Source organism: Nonomuraea sp. B1E8 (assembly GCF_039871515.1).
Lineage (GTDB): Bacteria > Actinomycetota > Actinomycetes > Streptosporangiales > Streptosporangiaceae > Nonomuraea.
Map to the genome: position 1 here is coordinate 406,363 of NZ_JBDPLS010000007.1, position 19,012 is coordinate 425,374.

General features: G+C 69.1%; 18 protein-coding genes. 12 read left to right on the plus strand and 6 right to left on the minus strand.

What is annotated here, in order from left to right:
* Positions 1-144: 144 nt before the first annotated feature.
* Together erpA and ABGA98_RS25055 are read left to right on the plus strand one after the other, a co-directional pair.
* On the plus strand, positions 145-498 hold the full coding sequence (erpA, locus tag ABGA98_RS25050) for an iron-sulfur cluster insertion protein ErpA (RefSeq protein WP_043638338.1): 354 nt from the start codon (positions 145-147) through the stop codon (positions 496-498).
* Between the two features lie 106 nt (positions 499-604).
* Positions 605-1,591, plus strand: a complete 987-nt coding sequence (locus ABGA98_RS25055; RefSeq protein WP_347620832.1) for a carbohydrate kinase family protein — start codon at positions 605-607, stop codon at positions 1,589-1,591.
* Between the two features lie 60 nt (positions 1,592-1,651).
* On the opposite strand, the gene ABGA98_RS25060 is transcribed toward ABGA98_RS25055, so the two are convergent.
* Together ABGA98_RS25060 and ABGA98_RS25065 are read right to left on the minus strand one after the other, a co-directional pair.
* Positions 1,652-1,897 carry a sulfurtransferase TusA family protein gene (locus tag ABGA98_RS25060; RefSeq protein WP_043638353.1) on the minus strand — a complete coding sequence of 82 codons (246 nt, stop codon included), beginning with the start codon at positions 1,895-1,897 and terminating at the stop codon, positions 1,652-1,654.
* Entirely contained in the window at positions 1,894-3,036 is a 1,143-nt protein-coding gene (locus ABGA98_RS25065; protein ID WP_347620833.1) for an aminotransferase class V-fold PLP-dependent enzyme, read from the minus strand. Before ABGA98_RS25065 ends, ABGA98_RS25060 begins: the two co-directional genes overlap by 4 nt.
* Positions 3,037-3,355: 319 nt before the next feature.
* Between ABGA98_RS25065 and ABGA98_RS25070 the strand changes: the two genes are divergently transcribed.
* From ABGA98_RS25070 to ABGA98_RS25085, 4 genes are all read left to right on the plus strand, one after another.
* Positions 3,356-4,018, plus strand: a complete 663-nt coding sequence (locus tag ABGA98_RS25070; RefSeq protein ID WP_347620834.1) for a cytochrome c oxidase subunit II — start codon at positions 3,356-3,358, stop codon at positions 4,016-4,018.
* Positions 4,015-5,676: a cytochrome c oxidase subunit I gene (ctaD, locus tag ABGA98_RS25075; protein ID WP_347620835.1), complete on the plus strand. Its 1,662-nt coding sequence runs from the start codon at positions 4,015-4,017 to the stop codon at positions 5,674-5,676. Before ABGA98_RS25070 ends, ctaD begins: the two co-directional genes overlap by 4 nt.
* Entirely contained in the window at positions 5,676-6,089 is a 414-nt protein-coding gene (locus tag ABGA98_RS25080) for a cytochrome c oxidase subunit 4 (protein WP_347620836.1), read from the plus strand. The genes ctaD and ABGA98_RS25080 overlap by 1 nt, the downstream gene beginning before the upstream one ends.
* Positions 6,090-6,299: 210 nt before the next feature.
* A complete protein-coding gene (locus tag ABGA98_RS25085; RefSeq protein WP_347620837.1) occupies positions 6,300-7,523 on the plus strand; it encodes an Ig-like domain-containing protein in 1,224 nt (407 codons plus the stop codon).
* 241 nt (positions 7,524-7,764) lie between these two features.
* Here the strand turns inward: ABGA98_RS25085 and trpD are convergent, their stop codons facing one another.
* Both trpD and ABGA98_RS25095 read right to left on the minus strand, forming a co-directional pair.
* A complete protein-coding gene (gene trpD, locus ABGA98_RS25090) occupies positions 7,765-8,811 on the minus strand; it encodes an anthranilate phosphoribosyltransferase (protein ID WP_347620838.1) in 1,047 nt (348 codons plus the stop codon).
* A gap of 6 nt (positions 8,812-8,817) precedes the next feature.
* Positions 8,818-9,243 (minus strand): hypothetical protein, encoded by a 426-nt coding sequence (locus ABGA98_RS25095; RefSeq protein WP_347620839.1) that lies wholly within the window; start codon positions 9,241-9,243, stop codon positions 8,818-8,820.
* 205 nt (positions 9,244-9,448) lie between these two features.
* On the opposite strand from ABGA98_RS25095, the gene ABGA98_RS25100 reads away from it, so the two are divergent.
* The 4 genes from ABGA98_RS25100 to ABGA98_RS25115 all read left to right on the plus strand — a co-directional run bounded on the left by ABGA98_RS25100 (position 9,449) and on the right by ABGA98_RS25115 (position 13,678).
* The gene (locus tag ABGA98_RS25100; RefSeq protein ID WP_347620840.1) at positions 9,449-10,087 is read left to right on the plus strand and encodes a heme-copper oxidase subunit III; all 639 of its coding nucleotides are present in this window, start codon (positions 9,449-9,451) and stop codon (positions 10,085-10,087) included.
* Positions 10,088-10,164: 77 nt separating this feature from the next.
* The gene (locus tag ABGA98_RS25105) at positions 10,165-10,911 is read left to right on the plus strand and encodes a c-type cytochrome (RefSeq protein ID WP_347620841.1); all 747 of its coding nucleotides are present in this window, start codon (positions 10,165-10,167) and stop codon (positions 10,909-10,911) included.
* Positions 10,908-12,020 carry a Rieske 2Fe-2S domain-containing protein gene (locus tag ABGA98_RS25110; protein ID WP_347620842.1) on the plus strand — a complete coding sequence of 371 codons (1,113 nt, stop codon included), beginning with the start codon at positions 10,908-10,910 and terminating at the stop codon, positions 12,018-12,020. The genes ABGA98_RS25105 and ABGA98_RS25110 overlap by 4 nt, the downstream gene beginning before the upstream one ends.
* Positions 12,017-13,678 carry a ubiquinol-cytochrome c reductase cytochrome b subunit gene (locus tag ABGA98_RS25115; protein ID WP_347620843.1) on the plus strand — a complete coding sequence of 554 codons (1,662 nt, stop codon included), beginning with the start codon at positions 12,017-12,019 and terminating at the stop codon, positions 13,676-13,678. The genes ABGA98_RS25110 and ABGA98_RS25115 overlap by 4 nt, the downstream gene beginning before the upstream one ends.
* Before the next feature lie 165 nt (positions 13,679-13,843).
* Here the strand turns inward: ABGA98_RS25115 and ABGA98_RS25120 are convergent, their stop codons facing one another.
* Both ABGA98_RS25120 and ABGA98_RS25125 read right to left on the minus strand, forming a co-directional pair.
* Positions 13,844-14,131: an Lrp/AsnC ligand binding domain-containing protein gene (locus ABGA98_RS25120; RefSeq protein ID WP_347620844.1), complete on the minus strand. Its 288-nt coding sequence runs from the start codon at positions 14,129-14,131 to the stop codon at positions 13,844-13,846.
* A 17-nt stretch (positions 14,132-14,148) separates the two neighbouring features.
* Entirely contained in the window at positions 14,149-15,873 is a 1,725-nt protein-coding gene (locus ABGA98_RS25125) for a DEDD exonuclease domain-containing protein (protein ID WP_347620845.1), read from the minus strand.
* Positions 15,874-16,030: 157 nt separating this feature from the next.
* Here ABGA98_RS25125 and ABGA98_RS25130 point away from each other — a divergent pair, with 157 nt between their 5' ends.
* Positions 16,031-17,539, plus strand: a complete 1,509-nt coding sequence (locus ABGA98_RS25130) for a serine/threonine-protein kinase (RefSeq protein WP_347620846.1) — start codon at positions 16,031-16,033, stop codon at positions 17,537-17,539.
* On the plus strand, positions 17,529-18,986 hold the full coding sequence (locus ABGA98_RS25135) for a serine/threonine-protein kinase (protein ID WP_347620847.1): 1,458 nt from the start codon (positions 17,529-17,531) through the stop codon (positions 18,984-18,986). Before ABGA98_RS25130 ends, ABGA98_RS25135 begins: the two co-directional genes overlap by 11 nt.
* Positions 18,987-19,012: the final 26 nt, after the last annotated feature.

The window sequence follows — 19,012 nt, forward strand, 5'->3', positions numbered from 1 at the left end:
CGAATTGACGATACTCATCATGGCACACGGAAGAAAGCGGGCAATCAGGGGGAGGTGGGCCCGGGAATGTGTGGCATCCCCGAGGTGTTGGTAGCGTCATCAGTAGGACGTCGAAAACAGACAGCCGGGTTAGGGAGTCAGCAGATGACGGTTGAGAGCAGCGAGACCACGGCACAGGGCCTGATCCTGACCGACGCGGCCGCGGCCAAGGTCAAGAGCCTGCTCGAGCAGCAGGGCGAGGAGGGCCTGCAGCTGCGGGTGGCCGTGCAGCCGGGAGGCTGTTCCGGCCTGCGCTACCAGCTCTTCTTCGACGACCGGTCGATGGACGGCGACGTGGTGTCCGACTTCGGCGGCGTCAGTGTGGTCACCGACCGGATGAGCGCCCCCTACCTGATGGGCGCCTCGATCGACTTCGTCGACACCATCGAGAAGCAGGGCTTCACCATCGACAACCCCAACGCCACGGGCTCCTGCGCCTGCGGCGACTCGTTCAACTAGAGCGACGGGCGACTGGTCGCCGGTCCCGCGCGCCTTTGTGCGCGCGGGACCTTCGCGTATTCTCGTTGGGCCCACTGGCCTGCTGACAACGAGGAAGAAGAACCCCGTGCGCATCGCCGTAACCGGCTCCATCGCGACAGACCATCTGATGACCTTCCCCGGAAGCTTCGGCGATCAGCTGATCGCCGGGCAACTCGACCGGGTGTCGCTTTCGTTCCTGGTCGATGACCTGCAGATCCGTCGCGGTGGATGCGCCGCGAACATCGCGTTCGGGATGGGCTGTCTGGGCCTGACCCCCATCCTGGTGGGTGCCGTCGGCAACGACTTCGCCGACTATCGTTCGTGGCTGGAGCGCCACGGTGTCGACTGCGGATCCGTGCACGTCTCGGAGACCCGGCACACCGCCCGCTTCCTGTGCACGACCGACGAGCACCACAACCAGATCGCCTCCTTCTACACGGGGGCCATGGCCGAGGCCCGGCTGATCGAGCTGCAGCCCGTCGCCGCCCGCGCCGGCGGCCTCGACCTGGTGCTCATCAGCCCCAACGACCCCGACGCGATGTTGCGCCACACCGAGGAGTGCCGCCAGCGCGGCATCGGCTTCGCCGCCGACATCTCCCAGCAGCTCGCCCGCATGGAGGACGAGCAGATCCGCGCCCTCGTCGACGGCGCCTCCTACCTGTTCTCCAACGACTACGAGAAGGGGCTCATCGAGCAGAAGACCGGCTGGTCCGACGCGGAGGTCCTCGACCGGGTCGGCGTCCGGATCACCACGCTCGGCCCCAAGGGCGCCGTCATCGACCGCAAGGGCGAGCCGTCGATCATGGTCGCCCCCGCCCCCGAGCGGGGCAAGGCCGACCCCACCGGCGTCGGCGACGCCTTCCGCGCCGGCTTCCTCGCGGGCCTGGCCTGGGGCCTGCCGCTGGAGCGCTGCGGCCAGATCGGCAACCTCACCGCCACCCATGTGCTGGAGCGCGTAGGCGGCCAGGAATATGAGCTCGGCCAGCAGGTCTTCCTCGAGCGGTTCGGCGCCGCCTACGGCGCCGAGGCGGCCGCGGAGATCGCCGAGCACATCCGCTGCTACCACCCCTGAGCGCCGCAGGCCGTCCCGCCGCCGGGCGGGACGGCTCTACGCCGTTTCGGCGCGAGAAAGTCAGTAGTTGCGCCTGACGTGGATCGCCCAGCCGCCCTCGGGCAACTCGTACGACCCGACGTGGCGGTGCGACTTCAGCCTGCACCACGCCGGCACGTCGGTGTAGGCGGCCGGGTCGTCGGCCAGCACCGCCACCACCGCGTTGAGCGGGACATAGTTGATCTGCTCGGCCAGCATGATGATCGGGATCGGGCACTTCTTCCCGAGCGCGTCGATCGTCAGAGCCGGCTGGGTAACCTCGGTCATGCGACTCCTGCGTCCTGCCGGATGCGGCGCACCAGCTCGGGCAGCACGGCGAGGAACCGGTCGACCTCGGCCGCGGAAGCGCCCCTGGGCAGCGACACCCGGACATTCCCATGCGTCAGCACGCTCATCGCTTCCAGAACGTGCGATGGACGAAGCGTACTAGCGGTGCACGAGCTTCCTGACGACACGGCGAACCCGGCCTTGTCCAGCTCGGTCAGCAGCGCCTCGCCGTCGACGTACAGGCACGAGAAGGTCACGATGTGCGGCGCCCGCTCGTCGGGGTCGCCGATCACCTCCACGTCCGGGACGATCTTCGGGACCGTCTCCCTGATCCTGCCGACGAGCTCGGCCAGCCGCGCCTGCTCCTGCGACGCCTCCGCGGCCATCGCGCGCAGCGCGGCCGCCGCGGCCACGATGCCGGGAACGTTCTCGAAGCCCGGCACCCGCCGCCGCTCCCGCTCGTCCTCGGGCAGGAACGAGCGGAACCGCGTGCCCTTGCGCACCGCCAGCACGCCGACCCCGGCGGGGCCGCCCCACTTGTGGGCGCTGGCCGCCAGCACCGACCAGCCGGGCGGAACCGGCATCCGGCCGGCCGTCTGCGCCGCGTCGACCAGCAGGGGCACCCCGTTGGCGCGGCACGCCGCGGCCGCCTCCGCCACCGGCTGCAGGGTGCCGACCTCGTGGTTGGCCGTCTGCAGGCAGGCCAGCGCCGTGCCGGGACGGGCCACCGCCTCGGTGAAGCGGTCGAGGTCGACCCGGCCGGTCAGGCCGACGCCGACGGTCTCGACGGTGCCGCCGTCGCGTTCGTGCACGCCGCCGGCGTGCAGCACACTGGAGTGCTCGACGGCCGTGGTGACCAGATGACGCCCGACCCTGCGCCTGCCGTGTAGGGTGCCGAGCACGCCGAGATGCACGGCCTGCGTGCCCGAGGAGGTGAACGACACCTCGTCGGGGCGCGCGCCGAGCGCTTCGGCCACCTCCGTGCGGGCCTGTTCGAGCAGCAGGTGCGCGCGGCGGGCCTGGCCGTAGAGTCTCGCGGGGTCGGCCCAGCCGACGTCGATCGCCGCCAGCAGCGCCTCGCGTGCCTGGGGGTGGAGCGGCTCACTCGAGGCCGCGTCGAAATACGCCACGAGACTCATCGTCCCACTTCCGGCGCCATGGAGGGGTCGCGCGGTGGGGCAAGGCCCCTGCACGCTAATGTGTCTGCTTGTCAGTCTGTGCATGAATCAGAAACAGCAATACGCGCCCAGGGGAAAGACTCTTGGGCTACATCTGTGGGGTAGGCGATCCGTGAGTCCGACTCGCCGTACGACGCGGCGTTCGTTGGCCCGGCGCAGGGTGCCACGCGCCGCCGCTTTGGCGTTGCTGCTGGCCACTGCTACGGCGTGTGCTAATGACGTCCCCGAGGCCGACTGGTCTCGCGGCCTTCTTCCCGGCCACATCACCGAAGAGGGCAATGTGGTCCAAAGCCTGTGGAACGGGGCCTGGATCGCCGCGCTCGCCACGGGTGCCGTCGTCATTGTCCTGATCATGTGGGCGGCCATCTTCCACCGCAAGCGCAAGGCGAAGGCCGAGCTCCCGCCGCAGGTCCGCTACAACCTGCCGATCGAGATGCTCTACACCTTGATCCCGCTCGTCATGGTGTCGGTGTTCTTCTTCTTCACCGCACGCGACAGTGAGCGTCTGGAGCAGGTCTCCGGCAACGCGCCGGTGAAGGTCAAGGTCGAGGCGTACCAGTGGAGCTGGCGCTTCACCACCACCGTCAACGGCAAGACGCTGCCGCCGGTCGCCGGCGTGCCGGTGAGCGACTACAACAAGGGCCCCCAGCTGGTCCTGCCGACGAAGACCAAGGTCGAGTTCGAGCTGCAGAGCGACGACGTCATCCACTCCTTCTGGGTGCCGGAGTTCCTGTTCAAGCGGGACGTCATCCCCGGGATCCCGGAGGACAACCCGGGTCGCAAGTTCGAGATCACGACGCTCGACCGGACCGGCGTGTTCGCCGGCCGCTGCGCCGAACTGTGCGGTGTCGACCACAGCCGGATGCTCTTCTCGGTGAAGCTCGTTCCGCAGGCTGAGTTCGACCAGTACATCGCGACCCAACAGGCTGGGAGTGCCCAGTGACCGCCATCCAAGAACCACTCAGGACGCCGATCAGGCCCGTCACCAAGGGCCAGATCATCGCCAAGTGGCTGTCCTCCACCGATCACAAGATCATCGGGCACCTCTACCTGATCTCGTCGTTCGCCTTCTTCCTCATCGGCGGCGTCATGGCGCTGGTCATGCGGGCCGAGCTGGCGCAGCCGGGCCTGCAGTTCACCAGCAACGAGCAGTTCAACCAGCTGTTCACCATGCACGGCACGATCATGCTGCTCATGTTCGCGACGCCGCTGTTCGCCGGCTTCGCCAACGAGCTGATGCCGCTGCAGATCGGCGCCCCCGACGTGGCCTTCCCGCGCCTCAACATGGTGAGCTACTGGCTCTACCTGTTCGGCAGCATCATCGCGGTCTCGGGCTTCTTCACCCCGGGGGGCGCGGCGTCGTTCGGCTGGTTCGCCTACACGCCGCTGTCCAACGCGATCAACTCGCCCGGCGTCGGCGGCGATCTGTGGATCATGGGCCTGGCCCTGTCGGGTCTGGGCACCATCCTCGGCTCGGTCAACTTCATCACCACGATCATCTGCATGCGCGCTCCCGGCATGACCATGTTCCGCATGCCGATCTTCACCTGGAACGTGCTGCTGACCAGCATGCTCGTGCTGATGGCGTTCCCGGTGCTGGCCGCCGCGCTGCTGGCGCTGGAGGCCGACCGCAAGCTCGGCACCCACATCTTCGACTCGGAGTTCGGCGGAGCGCTGCTCTGGCAGCACCTGTTCTGGTTCTTCGGCCATCCCGAGGTGTACATCATCGCCCTGCCGTTCTTCGGCATCGTGACGGAGATCCTGCCGGTCTTCAGCCGCAAGCCGATCTTCGGTTACATCAGCCTCGTGGCCGCGACGATCTCCATCGCCGGTCTGTCCATCACGGTCTGGGCGCACCACATGTTCCCGACCGGGCAGGTGTTGTTGCCGTTCTTCTCGTTCATGACGTTCCTCATCGCGGTGCCGACAGGTGTGAAGTTCTTCAACTGGGTCGGCACGATGTGGCGCGGGCATCTCACGTTCGAGTCGCCGATGTTGTTCTCGGTCGGCTTCCTGGTGACGTTCCTGCTGGGCGGCCTGACCGGTGTCATCCTGGCCTCGCCGCCGCTCGACTTCCACATCAGCGACACCTACTTCGTCGTGGCGCACTTCCACTACGTGGTGTTCGGCACCGTGGTGTTCGCCATGTTCGCCGGGTTCTACTTCTGGTGGCCCAAGTTCACCGGCAAGATGCTCGACGACAAGCTGGGCAAGCTGCAGTTCTGGCTGCTGTTCATCGGCTTCCACACCACGTTCCTCATCCAGCACTGGCTGGGCGTGGTGGGCTTCCCGCGCCGCTACGCCGACTACAGCGCGGCCGACGGCTTCACCGACCTCAACATGATCTCGTCGGTCGGCGCGTTCATCCTGGGCGCCTCGACGCTGCCGTTCTTCTACAACGTCTGGAAGACCTGGCGCAGCGCGCCCAAGGTCACCGTCGACGACCCCTGGGGCTACTGCGGCTCGCTCGAATGGGCGACCTCATGCCCGCCGCCGCGGCACAACTTCACCTCGCTGCCGCGCATCAGGTCCGAGCGTCCCGCGTTCGACCTGCACTATCCGCACGTGTCCGCCAAGTCCGCCCAGGAGGTCGAGGCCTGATGAAGGTCCAGGGTTGGCTGTTCCTGTTGTGCGGCCTGTTCTTCGCCGGCGTCGACATCGCCTACTGGTTCTGGACCAAGGCGGAGATGGGCAGAGGCGAGCCGGTCGGCACCACGGCCATGGCCATCTCGGTCGGGTTCGCGTTCATGGTCGGCTACTACCTGATGTTCACCGCGCGGCGCATCGGCGCCCAGCCGGAGGACAGCAAGCAGGCCGAGATCAGCGACGGCGCGGGGGAGATCGGCTTCTTCAGCCCGAGCAGCTGGTGGCCGCTCTTCCTCTGCCTGGCGGCGGCCTTCGCCTTCGCCGGGTTCGTGATCGGCTTCTGGATGTTCCTGATCGGCGTGTTCCTGGTCATCATGGCCATGATCGGGTTCGTGTTCCAGTACTACCGGGGCAACTTCTCGCACTGAGCCACATCTGAGGCGGGCGTGCTTCCACGAGGGAGGACGCCCGCTTTTTGGTGTTCTTTACCGGTTCCCGGATGTGGTCATTCGATCACTCAGGGTACTAATGAGAAATCTGCTATGCGGACTGCCTCTATGGCCCTAACCAGGTACGGGGCGCCAAGCGAGCGGATTTCTCATCAGGTAAGGCAATGGAGCGGGACAAGGGAGTCACTCGTGGGGCGCGTAGCGTATGGATCGGCCGGCCTGCTGGCCTTGGCGCTGCTCACCGCGTGCTCGGAAGGCGGCACGGTGGGCGGCGCGGAGGGCAAGCCCGACGGGGTCGCGATGGCGGGCGCGGGGGTGCGAGCGCTCTCTGTGACGTTCTCTCCGGCCGACAAGGCCGCCGACGTGCCCACGGACCAGCCCGTCGTGGTGTCGGCCCGAGGGGGCACGCTCAGGAGCGTGCGCGTGGAGGGCGACAAGTCCGGCTCGCTGGACGGTGTCCTGAGCGGCGACCGTACGCGATGGCGCAGCACCGTCACGGCGAGGCCAGGCGTGACCTACACGGTCACCGCGCTCTCGGTGGACGCCGCGGGCAAGCAGACTCAGGCGAAGAGCACGTTCAAGACGGTCAGGAGCAACAAGACGTTCGACATCAAGACGATCACCCCGAACAAGGACTACACCGGGCTGACGGTCGGCGTCGGCATGCCCGTCATGATCGAGTTCGACCAGCCGGTCGCCGACCGCGTGTCCGTCGAGCGCAACCTCATCGTCCGCACGTCCAAGCCGGTCGAGGGCGCCTGGCACTGGTTCGACGACACCCACGTGGACTTCCGGCCGCGGAAGTACTGGCCCGCGCACACGAAGGTGCGGGTGGAAGCCAATCTGGCGGGAGTGCGCGGCGGGCCCGGCATGTACGGCAAGCGCGACGTCCGGCTCAACTTCAAGATCGGCCGCGAGCAGATCACCAAGGGCAGCACCAACAACCACGTGCTCACGGTCAGGCGGAACGGCAAGAAGATCCGGACGATGCCGATGAGCGCCGGCCAGGGCGGCCAGTGGAAGTACTACACCACCTCGGGCATCCACCTGGCCATGTCGCGCGAACCAGTGACGATCATGACCTCTCCGGGGATCGGGCCCGGCTCCCCGGGCTACTACCGGCTGACGGTCTACAACACGGTCCGCATCTCCAACAGCGGCGAGTACGTGCACAGCGCACCCTGGTCGGTCGGGTCGCAGGGCCACGCGAACGTCAGCCACGGATGCGTCAACGTCAGCCCGGCGAACGCCGCGTGGTTCATCAAGAACACGCTGATCGGCGACCCGATCGTCATCACGGGCTCGCCGCGGAAGCTGGAGCCCACGAACGGGTGGGGGCACTGGCAGGAAAGCTGGAAACAGTGGCTCAAGTGGAGCTCGATCAAGTCGGGTCCCACGGTCACCCTGCCGTAGCCGGCCACCGTACGACGACCGCCGGACCGGGTCACGCCACCCGGTCCGGCGGTTCCTGCCGCCAGACCCGCCTTCCGCCCGACCGCGGGCCCCGGCATGACGGCCGGACCGCCACACGATGTGCCGCCCGGTCGGATCGGTCCCGGGGGTCCGGTGACCAGGACGTCAGGCGGACCGAGCGGCGCGGCCGGGAGCGTCCGGCAGGGGCGGTGGCGTCCGGGGGTTCGGCATGGCCAGGACGTCAGGCGGGGCCGCAGGCGCCGCTGACCTCCACCCAGCGGTCGAGGGTGGCCGCGGCCGCCCCCGAGTCGACCGCCTGCACCGCGCGGGCGTAGCCGTCGATCATCGCCGAGTCGAGGTTGTCGCCGGGCCCGTCGAGGGCCACCAGGGCCGCGGCCGCGTTGAGCAGGACGGCGTCGCGCACCGGGCCGGTCTTGCCGCGTACCAGGTCGTGCACGGCCTGGGCGTTGAACGCCACGTCGCCGCCGCGCAGCGCGCCCACGTCGGCGCGCGGGATGCCGAGCACGGACGGGTCGAAGCCGGTCTGCGTCGCGGTGCCGTCTTTCACCACCCAGACCGTGGAGGTGCCGGCGATGGTCAGCTCGTCGAGGCCGTCGTCGCCGCGGAACACCAGGGCGGAGACTCCGCGCTCGGCGAAGACGCCCGCCAGCACGGGCAGCATCGCGGCGTCGAAGACGCCGATGGCCTGGGCGGCGGGGCGGGCCGGGTTGGTGAGCGGACCCAGGAAGTTGAAGACCGTGGGAACGCCGATCTCCTTACGGGTGGGCCCGGCGAAGCGCAGCGCGGGGTGGTAGACCGGGGCGAAGCAGAACGCGATGCCCGCCTCGCGCGCGACCAGCGCCGTCTGCTCGGGCGTCAGGTCGAGCCGGATGCCCAGGTGCTCGAGGACGTCGGCGGCGCCGCACGAGGACGAGGCGGCGCGGTTGCCGTGCTTGACGACCCTGGCGCCCGCGGCGGCGGCCACGATGGCGGCCATCGTCGAGACGTTGACGGTGTGGGCCCGATCGCCGCCCGTGCCGACGACGTCGACCACGGGGCCCTCGACGCTCAGCGGCGTGGCCAGTTCCAGCATGGTGCGGGCCAGGCCGGCCACTTCGGCCACCGTCTCGCCCTTGGCCCGCAGCGCGATCGCGAAGCCGGCGATCTGCGCGGACGTCGCGGTGCCGGACATGATCTCCCGCATCGCCCAGGCCGTCTCGTCAGAGGTGAGGTGCTCGCCTGACAGGAGAGCGGAAAGCAGGGTGGGCCAGGTCGTCCGGGAGTCCATGGGCACCTACTTGGCGTTGAGTCGGGTGGAGGAGCGGCGGCGCATGAGGTCGGCGACCGTGTCGGCCAGCACCATCGGCTCCAGGGGCTGCGACACGACGGCGTCGGCCTTGGACCAGTCGGCCAGCCAGCGGTCGTCGCGCCTGGCGATGATCAGGCAGATGGGCGGGCAGTCGTAGACCTCGTCCTTCGCCTGGCGGGAGACGCCCATGCCGCCCGCCGGCTGGGTCTCGCCGTCGAGGACGGCCACGTCGATCTCGCCGGAGCCCAGCCACTGGTGGACCTTGGGCTCGGTGGCGCACTCCACGAGCTCGACGAAAGGCACGTCGGCGGCCGGGCGCCTGCCGATGGCCGCGCTCACCTCGGCCCGGGTGGCGGCGTCGTCGCTGTAGACGAGGACCTTCATCGTGTCGTCGGTGCTCCCAGTGGACATCGCTGTCGCGCTCACTATCGTGTCGTAGCAGTATGGTCACCTGGGATCGTACCGGTGCGGCGGTGTGCAATCCCAGGCCGCCCGAGCGCGTGCCGCGCAGGCTGGGCGGTTTGGGTGTGGTTTGCCCTAATTATCCCAGGTTGGTGCGCGGTTCGTGCCCTCTAACGGGGGGTCGTGCGCCGGACCGACCACTGGAGCCGCAATAATGCTGCCCGTGGCGACAGCATCCGCAATAACTTCGACGACGGCAGCCCAGCCGTACCGCAGACCCAACCTGGTCAGCGTCGGTACGATCGTCTGGCTGTCCTCCGAGCTCATGTTCTTCGCGGCGCTGTTCGCGATGTACTTCACCATCCGGTCGGTGAGCGAGGGGAAGGGCCTGGCGTGGAATCCGCTCATGGTCCCGAACCCCGAGCACGACTTGAACATCCCGTTCGCGACGGTCAACACGATCATTCTGGTGCTGTCGAGTGTGACGTGCCAGCTTGGCGTGTGGGCCGCGGAGAAGGGGCAGGTCGGCAAGCTCCGCTTCTGGTACATCGTCAGCTTCCTCATGGGCGCGGTCTTCATCGCGGGGCAGCTGTACGAGTACGGCGAGCTGGCGTCGGACGGCGCGACCCTGTCCGCCAACGCCTATACCTCGGTGTTCTACCTGACGACGGGCTTCCACGGCCTGCACGTGACCGGTGGCCTGATCGCGTTCCTGTTCATGCTGGGACGCACGTACGCCGCGAAGCGCTTCACGCATGAGCAGGCCACCAGTGCGATCGTCGTGTCCTACTACTGGCACTTCGTCGACGTCGTCTGGATCGGTCTTTTCGCGACCATCTACATCATTCGTTAAGGAACGGGACTTCTGTGACTAGGATCACCGCTTGGCGGCGGCATCCCCTAGCGAGATACGCCGTCCTGATTTTGGCGTTGGCGCTGGTCGGGATGGCATACACCGCTTTTGTCCAGGCGGGTAAGCCTGCCGACGCGGCATTGGCGGCAGGCAAGGTCGATGACGTGGCCGAGGGCAAGAGCCTGTTCGTGGCGCACTGCGCGAGCTGCCACGGCACCAACGCCGAGGGCACCGAGACGGCGCCCACGCTCATCGGCGTCGGCGCCGCGGCCGTCGACTTCCAGATGAGCACGGGCCGCATGCCCGCCGCCAACCCTGGGCCCCAGGCGCCGCGCAAGCCGCAGCCCGAGTGGGTCACCCCGGAGAAGATCACGCAGATCTCCGCCTACGTGCAGTCGCTCGGCGGCGGCCCGCAGGTGCCGGGCGCCGAGCAGGTCGACCCGAAGCTGGGCGACGCGGGCAAGGGTGGTGAGCTGTTCCGCGCCAACTGCATCCAGTGTCACAACTGGGCCGGTGCCGGTGGCGCCCTGACGCAGGGCAAGCACGCTCCCAACCTCAACGAGGCGACCCCCACGCAGATCTACGAGGCGATGGTCACCGGCCCGCAGGCGATGCCGGTCTTCAACGACACGACGATCACGCCGGAAGAGAAGCGCAGCATGATCGCCTACATCACGCAGGTGCGCGCGCAGAAAGACCCGGGAGGCTTCGGCCTCGGGCGGATCGGCCCGGTCACCGAGGGTCTCGTAGCGTGGATTGTGGGTCTCAGCGCCCTCGCACTGGCCGCCATCTGGATCACCGCGAAGAAGCGACAGAAGTCATGACAGACAACGAGCACGAGATCGAGCAGCCGGACGAACGCGTTCCCAAGCGCGTCATCGGCACCCCCGCGCCGGGCACCTCGATGCTCGGCGCCACCGAGAAGCCGCAGGAGGCCGGCCAGGAGGTCCCCGGCGTCACGCTGCAGGACGAAGCCAAGGCCCGCAAGGCCGAGAAGCTCGTGGCCCTGTGCTTCATGATCACGTTCCTGGCGTCGATCGGGTTCATCGTCTCCTACGTGGTCTTCCAGGTCGGCGGGCCCGAGGCGACCGGGGTGTCCAACCTCGCGCTGGGCAGCACCCTGACCGTGGCGATCCTGGGGCTGGCGATCGGCATCGTGATCTGGGTCCGCCAGATCATGCCGAAATACTCCCTGATCCAGGAGCGCCACGAGATGGCCTCCGCCGCCCCCGACCGCGACGTCGTGGCCGCCACGTTCGTCCAGGGCGCCAACGAGAGCGGCTTCGTCAAGCGCAAGCTGCTGCGCCGTACGCTGCTGCTCGCGGCCGCGCCGCTCGGCCTGGTGCCGCTGGTGCTGCTGCGCGATCTCGACAACAGCAAGATGCCCGGCGCCAAGTTCAACCAGACGCTGCGCCACACCGTCTGGGGCGAGAAGACCAAGGAGGGCAAGCCGCTGAGGCTCGTCGTCGAGGGCACGGGCCAGCCGATCCGCGCCGCCGACTTCAACTCGCCCGGCGGCATCCTGTCGGTCGTCCCCGAGGGCTACGAGCACGACCTCAACGCCCTCGCCAAGGCGACGCTGATCCTGATCAAGTTCCGTCCCGAAGAGATCAAGAGCGGCACCCGCCAGAACTGGACGCACGACGGCATCGTGGCATATTCCAAGATCTGCACCCACGTGGGCTGCCCCGCTGCCCTCTACGAGCAGAACACCCACCACATCCTGTGCCCCTGCCACCAGTCGACGTTCGACGCCGCCGACGGTGCCAAGGTCATCTTCGGTCCCGCGGCCCGGCCGCTGCCGCAGTTGCCGATCACCGTCGACGCCGAGGGCTATCTCATCGCCCAGCACGACTTCGAGGTGCCCGTCGGCCCCAGCTACTGGGAGCGCGGTGACGCCGAGGCCGCGGTCAGGGAAGGAGGCCAGACGTGAGCGAGCTCACGAATGTTCCGAAGGCCGTCTCCGGGCCGTCGACGTTCCTCGACGACCGCCTCGGCGGTGCGAACGCCCTCAAGCGCAACCTGCGCAAGATCTTCCCCGACCACTGGTCGTTCCTCCTGGGCGAGATCGCCCTCTACTCGTTCATCATCCTGCTGCTGACCGGGACGTTCCTGACGTTCTGGTACAAGCCCAGCATGATGGAGATCGCCTACGACGGCTCGTACGCGCCGCTCAAGGGCGTCATGATGTCCGAGGCCTACGCGTCGTCGCTGGAGATCAGCTTCGACGTCCGTGGCGGTCTGCTCATCCGGCAGATGCACCACTGGGCGGCCCTGCTGTTCGTGGCGGGCATGATGGTCCACATGCTCCGGGTGTTCTTCACCGGCGCCTACCGCAAGCCGCGCGAGCTCAACTGGGTCATCGGCGTGCTGCTGCTGACGCTGGCGCTGGCCGAGGGCCTGACCGGCTACTCTCTCCCCGACGACCTGCTCTCCGGCGCCGGTCTGCGGATCACCGAGGGCGTGGCGATCTCGCTGCCGCTGGTCGGCACGTACATCACGTTCTTCTTGTTCGGCGGGGAATATCCGGGTGAGGATGTCATCTCCCGGTTCTACTCGCTGCACATCCTGCTCATCCCCGGCATCCTGCTGGCGTTGATCTCCGCCCACCTGGTGCTCATGTGGGTGCAGAAGCACACCCAGATGCCCGGCAAGGGGCGCGACAACAAGAACGTCGTGGGCGCACCGTTCTACCCGGCCTTCATGGCCAAGGGCGGGGCGTACTTCCTGTTCACGCTGGCCGTGGTCGCGGGCCTGGCGACGTTCGCCCAGATCAACCCGATCTGGTTGTTCGGCCCCTACACGCCCGCCGACGTGTCGGCCGGTTCGCAGCCCGACTTCTACATGGGCTTCCTCGAAGGCGCGCTGCGCATCATGCCCGCCTGGGAGATCAACCTCTTCGGCACCTCCCATGCCGGCACGCTGCCGCTGAGCGTCATCATCCCGGCGCTGGTGCCGATGGGCATCATCATGACCGGTCTGGCGCTCTATCCGTTCCTCGAACGCTGGGTGACGGGCGACAACCGCGAGCACCACATCGCCGACCGGCCGCGCAACAACCCGCACCGCACCTCGATCGGCATGTCGGCCATCGCGTTCTACGGCGTCCTCTGGCTGCTGGGCGCCAACGACGAGATCGCGGCGTTCTTCCACGTCAGCCTCAACTGGACGACCTACGCAGGACGGGTGCTGATCTTCGTGGCGCCGGCGCTGACGTACATGATCACCTATCGCATGTGCCTCGGCCTGCAGCGCTCCGACCAGGCGATCATCTCGCACGGTGTGGAGTCCGGCGTGATCAAGCGGCTGCCGCACGGTGAGTTCATCGAGGTCCACACGACCCCGGCCGACGACATCGAGGCGCACATGCGCGGCAAGGAGCCGGTGCTCATGCTCCCGGTCGCGCCCGACGGCTCGGGAATCCCGCCGAAGGGCATGCGCGGGCCTTTGGGCAAGCTGCGTGCGCGCATGTCCAAGGCGTACGGCGGGGAGAAGATCCCGCTGGACGGCGGGCATGGGGACGGCCACGGGCACGAGGAGGAGCACGCCGCCGTCGGTTCAGCCGACGACGACCACAGCCTCACGCGCTGACGCCGCACACCGTACGGGCCCGGACGAGCACCGCTCGTCCGGGCCCGTCGGCGTCCTCGGCCTTGTGCGGTGGTTCAGGTGGGGCGCCGGGATGGGCGCTACCGCGACAGGACGCGTGGACAACGCCCTGGTATACGCCGGGGTGGCGGTGTCAGGGTACGGGGGTCAGTCGGCCTCGGGGAAGCCGATGGAGAAAGCCGCTTCGAGGTCGTGCTTGGAATAGGCGCGGAAGGCGATGTGCGTCTCGGTGTGCAGGACACCGGAGACCTTGTTGATCCGCCCGGGAACGACCTCCGCGATCTCCTCGTAGGCGGAGACCCTGACCATGGCGAGCAGGTCGTATTCGCCGGTGATGGAGTAGACCTCGCTGACCCCCTGGATCTCGGCGATCGTCTGGGCGACCTCCGGGATGCGGTCTACCTCTGCGTTGATGTGGACAATAGCCGTGACCATGTAACAACTCTATCGTTTCACCTCAAAGGTCGCCCCTCCTGCGGGCGCGGCCGATCAGGACGCTGGTACGCGAGATCGATGCGCGCCTTGTGCCGGGCAGCCCCCCGGGCGGGCAGGCTCCACTCGCCGTCGACCTCCACCAGCCGCACCCCCGGCGACTCCAGCCAGCGCAGGATGCACTCGGTCTCCTCGGCGCTGGCGGCGTGGACGGGCCCGGGCCCCGGAATGACGGACTCGGCGGCGGCCGTCAGCGAAGCGACGAAAGGGGTCGGATGGGCGCCCTTCGGCATGACGCCCGCCGCCGCCAGCCGGCCGTAGCGGATCACGTGGATGTCCCAGCCGCCGCCGAAGGCGGGGCTGCCGGCCACTAACTGGGGGATGCGGGTGATGGCGCTCAGCCGCTGCATGCGGGCCGCCGCACGGACGAACGCGGCCAGCCGGTCGCGGTCGATGGAGGCCTCCTCGTAGCGCTGCTCCACCGACAGGCGCTCCATGCGGGCCGACACGGCGGAGAAGACCGGCGACGCGTCGAGCGTCATCGCGCGGCGGGCGCTCTCTGCGTGCATCGCGTATTCCTCCTGGCTGGTCTTCCCTTCGCAGGGGGCGCCGCAGCGGCCCATCTCGTGCAGCACGCAGGCCGCCCGCCGGGTGCGCAGCGTGATCGGCTGCGTGCACTGGCGCAGGGGGACCGCCTCGTGCAGGGCGATGCGGGCGTCGTCGGCCAGGCGGGAGCTGCCGAACGGGCCCAGGTAGGTGGCGCCGTCGTCCTTGAGCTCGCGCACGATCGACAGGCGCGGGAAGAGGTCGGTGGTGAGCTTGAGCCAGACCACCTTCTCGGGGAAGCGGGAACGGCGGTTGTAGCGCGGTTTGGCGCCGCCGATCAGGCGCAGCTCCCTGACCTCCGCCTCCAGGGCGGTCGAGCAGACGATGTGGCGCACCCGATCGGCGATGCCGATCATCTCGCGGATGCGCGGGCGGGTCTCGCTCGCCGTGAAATAGGAGCGCACGCGGTTGCGCAGGTTGGTGCTCTTGCCGATGTAGAGGACCTCGCCGCGGTCGTCCTCGAACAGGTAGACGCCGGGGGCGTGCGGGACGGACTCGGCCAGGTGGCGCTTGCGCTGCTGCTCCGGGGTGGGGGCGCGGACGAACGACTTGAGCTCCTCCAGCGTGTGGACCTGGAACGACCCGGCCCGCTCGATCAGCCCGTGCAGCACGTCGACAGTGGCCCTCGCGTCCTGCAGGGCACGGTGGCACGGCTCGGTGGAGCTGCGGAAGAACCTGGCCAGGGTGGACAGCTTGGCGTTGGGCGTCTCGTCGCGGGTCAGCACGCGCCGCGCCAGGTCGACGGTGTCGACGACCGGGTTGGCCGGCGGGGGATAGCCGAGCGAGGCGCAGGCGGCCTTGACGAAGCGGGTGTCGAAACCGGCGTTGTGGGCCACCAGCGTGGCGCCGCGGATGAACTCGAGAAAGCTCGGCAGCACCGCGTCGATCCGCGGCGCGGCCATGACCATGGCGTCGGTGATGCCGGTCAGCACGGAGATGAACGGCGGGATGGGGCCGCCGGGATCGACCAGCGTGGAGAACTCGCCGAGCACCTCGCCCGCCCGCACCTTGACCGCGCCGATCTCGGTGATGGCGTCCTCGGCGGGGGCGCCCCCCGTCGTCTCGAGGTCGAACACGACGAACGTGACGTCACTCAGCGGGGTGCCGAGCTCGTCGAGAGTGCCTTGAACCGGGTCCACGAACCAAGACCATAGAGAGGCCGACCGACAGGAACCACGACCGGCGCCCCCGATCACCGGGACAGGTCACCGGAGGGGCGCTGTTGTCACCGGGCGGCCAGGCCCCGTACCGCCATTTTGTTCGGCAGAACCCCCATAAGTAGTTACCCTTCCCTTTATGTCCGCGGGAAGACTTGCCGGCCGTTACTCCCTGCTGCGCCCGCTGGGCGCGGGCGGCATGGGGACAGTGTGGCAGGCCAGGGACGAGATGCTTGACCGCGAGGTCGCGGTCAAGGAGCTCACGCTGCCCGAGGGCATGTCGCCCAAGGAACGGTCCGACTCGATCACCAGGGCCGTGCGCGAGGCGCAGGCCACCGCGCGGCTGCGCCACCCCGGCATCGTGGCGCTGCACGACGTGGTCGTCGAGAACGAGCGGCCGTGGCTGGTCATGGAACTGCTGCGCGGGCGCACCCTCGCCGAGACCGTGCGGGAGTTCGGGCCCATGCCTCCCGACTACGCCGCGCGGATCGGCGCCGACGTGCTGGAGGCGCTGGGCATGGCGCATGCCCAGGGGGTGCAGCACCGCGACGTCAAGCCGGGCAACGTGTTCCTGACCGACAGCGGCAGGGTCGTGCTCACCGACTTCGGCATCGCCAGGCAGGAGGGCCAGGCCACCCTCACCGAGCAGGGGCTCATGATCGGCTCTCCAGGGTTCATCGCGCCCGAGCGCCTCGAGGGCCGGCCCGGCGGCCCCGCCAGCGACCTGTGGTCGCTCGGCGCCACACTCTACGTCGCGGTGACGGGCGGGCCCGCCTACTCCGGTTCGGCGGCTCAGCGGGTACGGGCCACGCTGGTGGAGCCCGTCCCGATCGCGCCCGGTCCGCTGGGGCCGCTGCTGGCCGCCATGATGGCGCACCACCCCGCGGCGCGGCCCGACGCGGGCACGGCAGGGGAGGCGCTGCGCCAGGTCGCCGCGGGCGGGGCGGCGCCGCAGTTGCCGGTCACCCAGACCGTGACCGCGCCGACCAGAACGAAGCGGCCCGGCGGCGCGGCCCGCTGGATCGCCATCGCCGCCGCGGCGGTGGTCGTGGTCGCCGCGGGCACCACGGCCTTCTTCTTCCTGCGAGGGGAGGACGACGGCGTGCCGTCGGCGTTCACGGTGCCCATGGACGTGTGCACCCTGCTCAGCTCTCAGGAGGTCGGCAGCGTGCTGCGTACGCAGAGCCCGCCGAAGGGGAGCCCCGACGCCGACGAGGTGGGGCCCAAGTGCGGCTGGCCGATGTCGGGCAGCGGCGTGGGCCTGCAGGTGCAGAAGGACTCCGACACCGTCGATCCCTGGTCGATGACCGATGATTCCGCCCGCAGGCTGTTCGAGAACCAGAAACGCTACTGGGCCAGATACCAGGAGATCACCTGGACGTGGCCCGAGATCGGCGTGAAGGACTCCAGGAAGGCCACGCGCACGCCGGTGCGCCCGGTCGGCGGCGTGGGTGAGGAGGCCTTCGCCTTCGAGCTGAAGGGCCCGACCGGCCGCGTGCACACCGCTCACATCTACTACCGGCTGGCCAACCTCGTGGTGAGCGTCGAATACTCCACGCTGGCCAACAAGCCGACCGACGACGACGTCAAGCAGGCGGCGCTGAGGGTGGCGCAGGCGAGCGAACAGGCGTTGCGCAATGCCGGGTGACCTCTACCTGCTGGCGGGCCGCTACCGGCTGATCGAGCGGCTCGGACAGGGCGGCGCGGGCACGGTGTGGCGCGCCATCGACGAGGTGCTCGACCGGCAGGTCGCGGTCAAGCAGGTACGCGTGCCAGAAGGGCTGACCCCGCCCCAGCGGGCGGACTTCGCCAACCTGGCCATCCACGAGGCCAGGTCGGCGGGACGCCTGCGCGACCCGGCGATCGTGCTCGTGCACGACGTCGTCCTGGAGAGTGACCAGCCGTGGATCATCATGGACCTGGTCACCGGCCGCTCGCTCGACAAGGTGATCAAGGAGCGGGGGCCGCTGCCCGCCGCGTACGTGGCCGAGATCGGGCTGCGCGTCCTTTCCGCGCTGGAGGTCGCCCACGCGCACGGCATGGTGCACCAGGACGTCAAGCCGGCCAACATCCTGCTCGACGCCGACGGCTCGGCCATGCTGACCGACTTCGGCATCGCCGCGCCGATGGGCGGGCACGCCGACAGGTTCGGCAGTGCGGGCTCGCCCGGCTACATGGCGCCGGAGCGGCTCAACGAGCAGCCCTCAGGCCCTGCCTCCGACCTGTGGTCGCTCGGCGCCAGCCTCTACACGGCCGTGGAGGGCAGGGCGCCGTTCGAGCGGCAGCTGTCCGCGGCGGTCGCGGCGGCGGTGCTGCTGCACGAGCCGCCGTTCCCCGCCAGGGCCGGGCGGGAGCTCGGCGGCCTGCTGATGGCCATGCTCGCGAAGGATCCGGCGGCCAGGCCCACGGCTGCCCAGGTGCGCCACGTGCTGCGCGGCCTGACCGGCGTCACCACGGGCGCCCATGGCGGGCGGGCGGGCGCGAGGTCCCGGCGCTGGTTGCTGCCCGCGGCGGTCGCGGCCGTCGTGCTCCTGGGCGCGGGCGGCTGGTACGCCGCCGGCGCTCTCGTCGACGGGCCGGAGACCGGCAGGTTCGCCACGGCTCCCGACCCGTGCACGCTGATCACCGGCGCCGAGGCCGCCCAACTGGTGAAGGGCAAGCCGGAACGCATGCGCAGCAGGCTGGATGAGTGCCAGTGGCTGGTCCGTGACGGCTCGGCGCCCGGCCGCCGGCTCATCGTGCGCGCCTGGGCGGAGAAGCCGGGCGCCGATCTCGGCGGGCCGCAGGTCGCCCAGCGCCGCTTCGACAGCGAGAGGACCACCCGCACCGCCTCCAAGGGCAGGCACATGCGCGAGCTGCGCGGCACGGTCAGCGAGGTCAAGGGCGTCGGGGAGGCGGCGATCATGCAGAACAGGTTCAAGTTCCACCTCAACAGCAACGAGACGGGCTCGTCCGACAGCGTCATCCTCTTCCGGATGAGCAACCTGCTGGGCGAGGTGGTCTGGCATCGTGATGACGTGCCGTCCTCCGACCCCGCGGACAAGGAGCCGGCCGTCGCCGCGGCACGCCTGGTCTCGGCGGCGCTGGCGAAGTGAACGCCTGCAAGCCTCTCGCAAGGGGT

Coding starts and splice junctions, on each gene's coding strand:
- ABGA98_RS25080 (WP_347620836.1), top strand. CDS start 5,676: ATGAAGGTCCAGGGTTGGCTGTTCCTGTTGTGCGGCCTGTTCTTCGCC.
- ABGA98_RS25110 (WP_347620842.1), top strand. CDS start 10,908: ATGACAGACAACGAGCACGAGATCGAGCAGCCGGACGAACGCGTTCCC.
- ABGA98_RS25135 (WP_347620847.1), top strand. CDS start 17,529: ATGCCGGGTGACCTCTACCTGCTGGCGGGCCGCTACCGGCTGATCGAG.
- ABGA98_RS25100 (WP_347620840.1), top strand. CDS start 9,449: ATGCTGCCCGTGGCGACAGCATCCGCAATAACTTCGACGACGGCAGCC.
- erpA (WP_043638338.1), top strand. CDS start 145: ATGACGGTTGAGAGCAGCGAGACCACGGCACAGGGCCTGATCCTGACC.
- ABGA98_RS25065 (WP_347620833.1), bottom strand. CDS start 3,036: ATGAGTCTCGTGGCGTATTTCGACGCGGCCTCGAGTGAGCCGCTCCAC.
- ABGA98_RS25120 (WP_347620844.1), bottom strand. CDS start 14,131: ATGGTCACGGCTATTGTCCACATCAACGCAGAGGTAGACCGCATCCCG.
- trpD (WP_347620838.1), bottom strand. CDS start 8,811: ATGGACTCCCGGACGACCTGGCCCACCCTGCTTTCCGCTCTCCTGTCA.
- ABGA98_RS25060 (WP_043638353.1), bottom strand. CDS start 1,897: ATGACCGAGGTTACCCAGCCGGCTCTGACGATCGACGCGCTCGGGAAG.
- ABGA98_RS25095 (WP_347620839.1), bottom strand. CDS start 9,243: ATGTCCACTGGGAGCACCGACGACACGATGAAGGTCCTCGTCTACAGC.
- ABGA98_RS25130 (WP_347620846.1), top strand. CDS start 16,031: ATGTCCGCGGGAAGACTTGCCGGCCGTTACTCCCTGCTGCGCCCGCTG.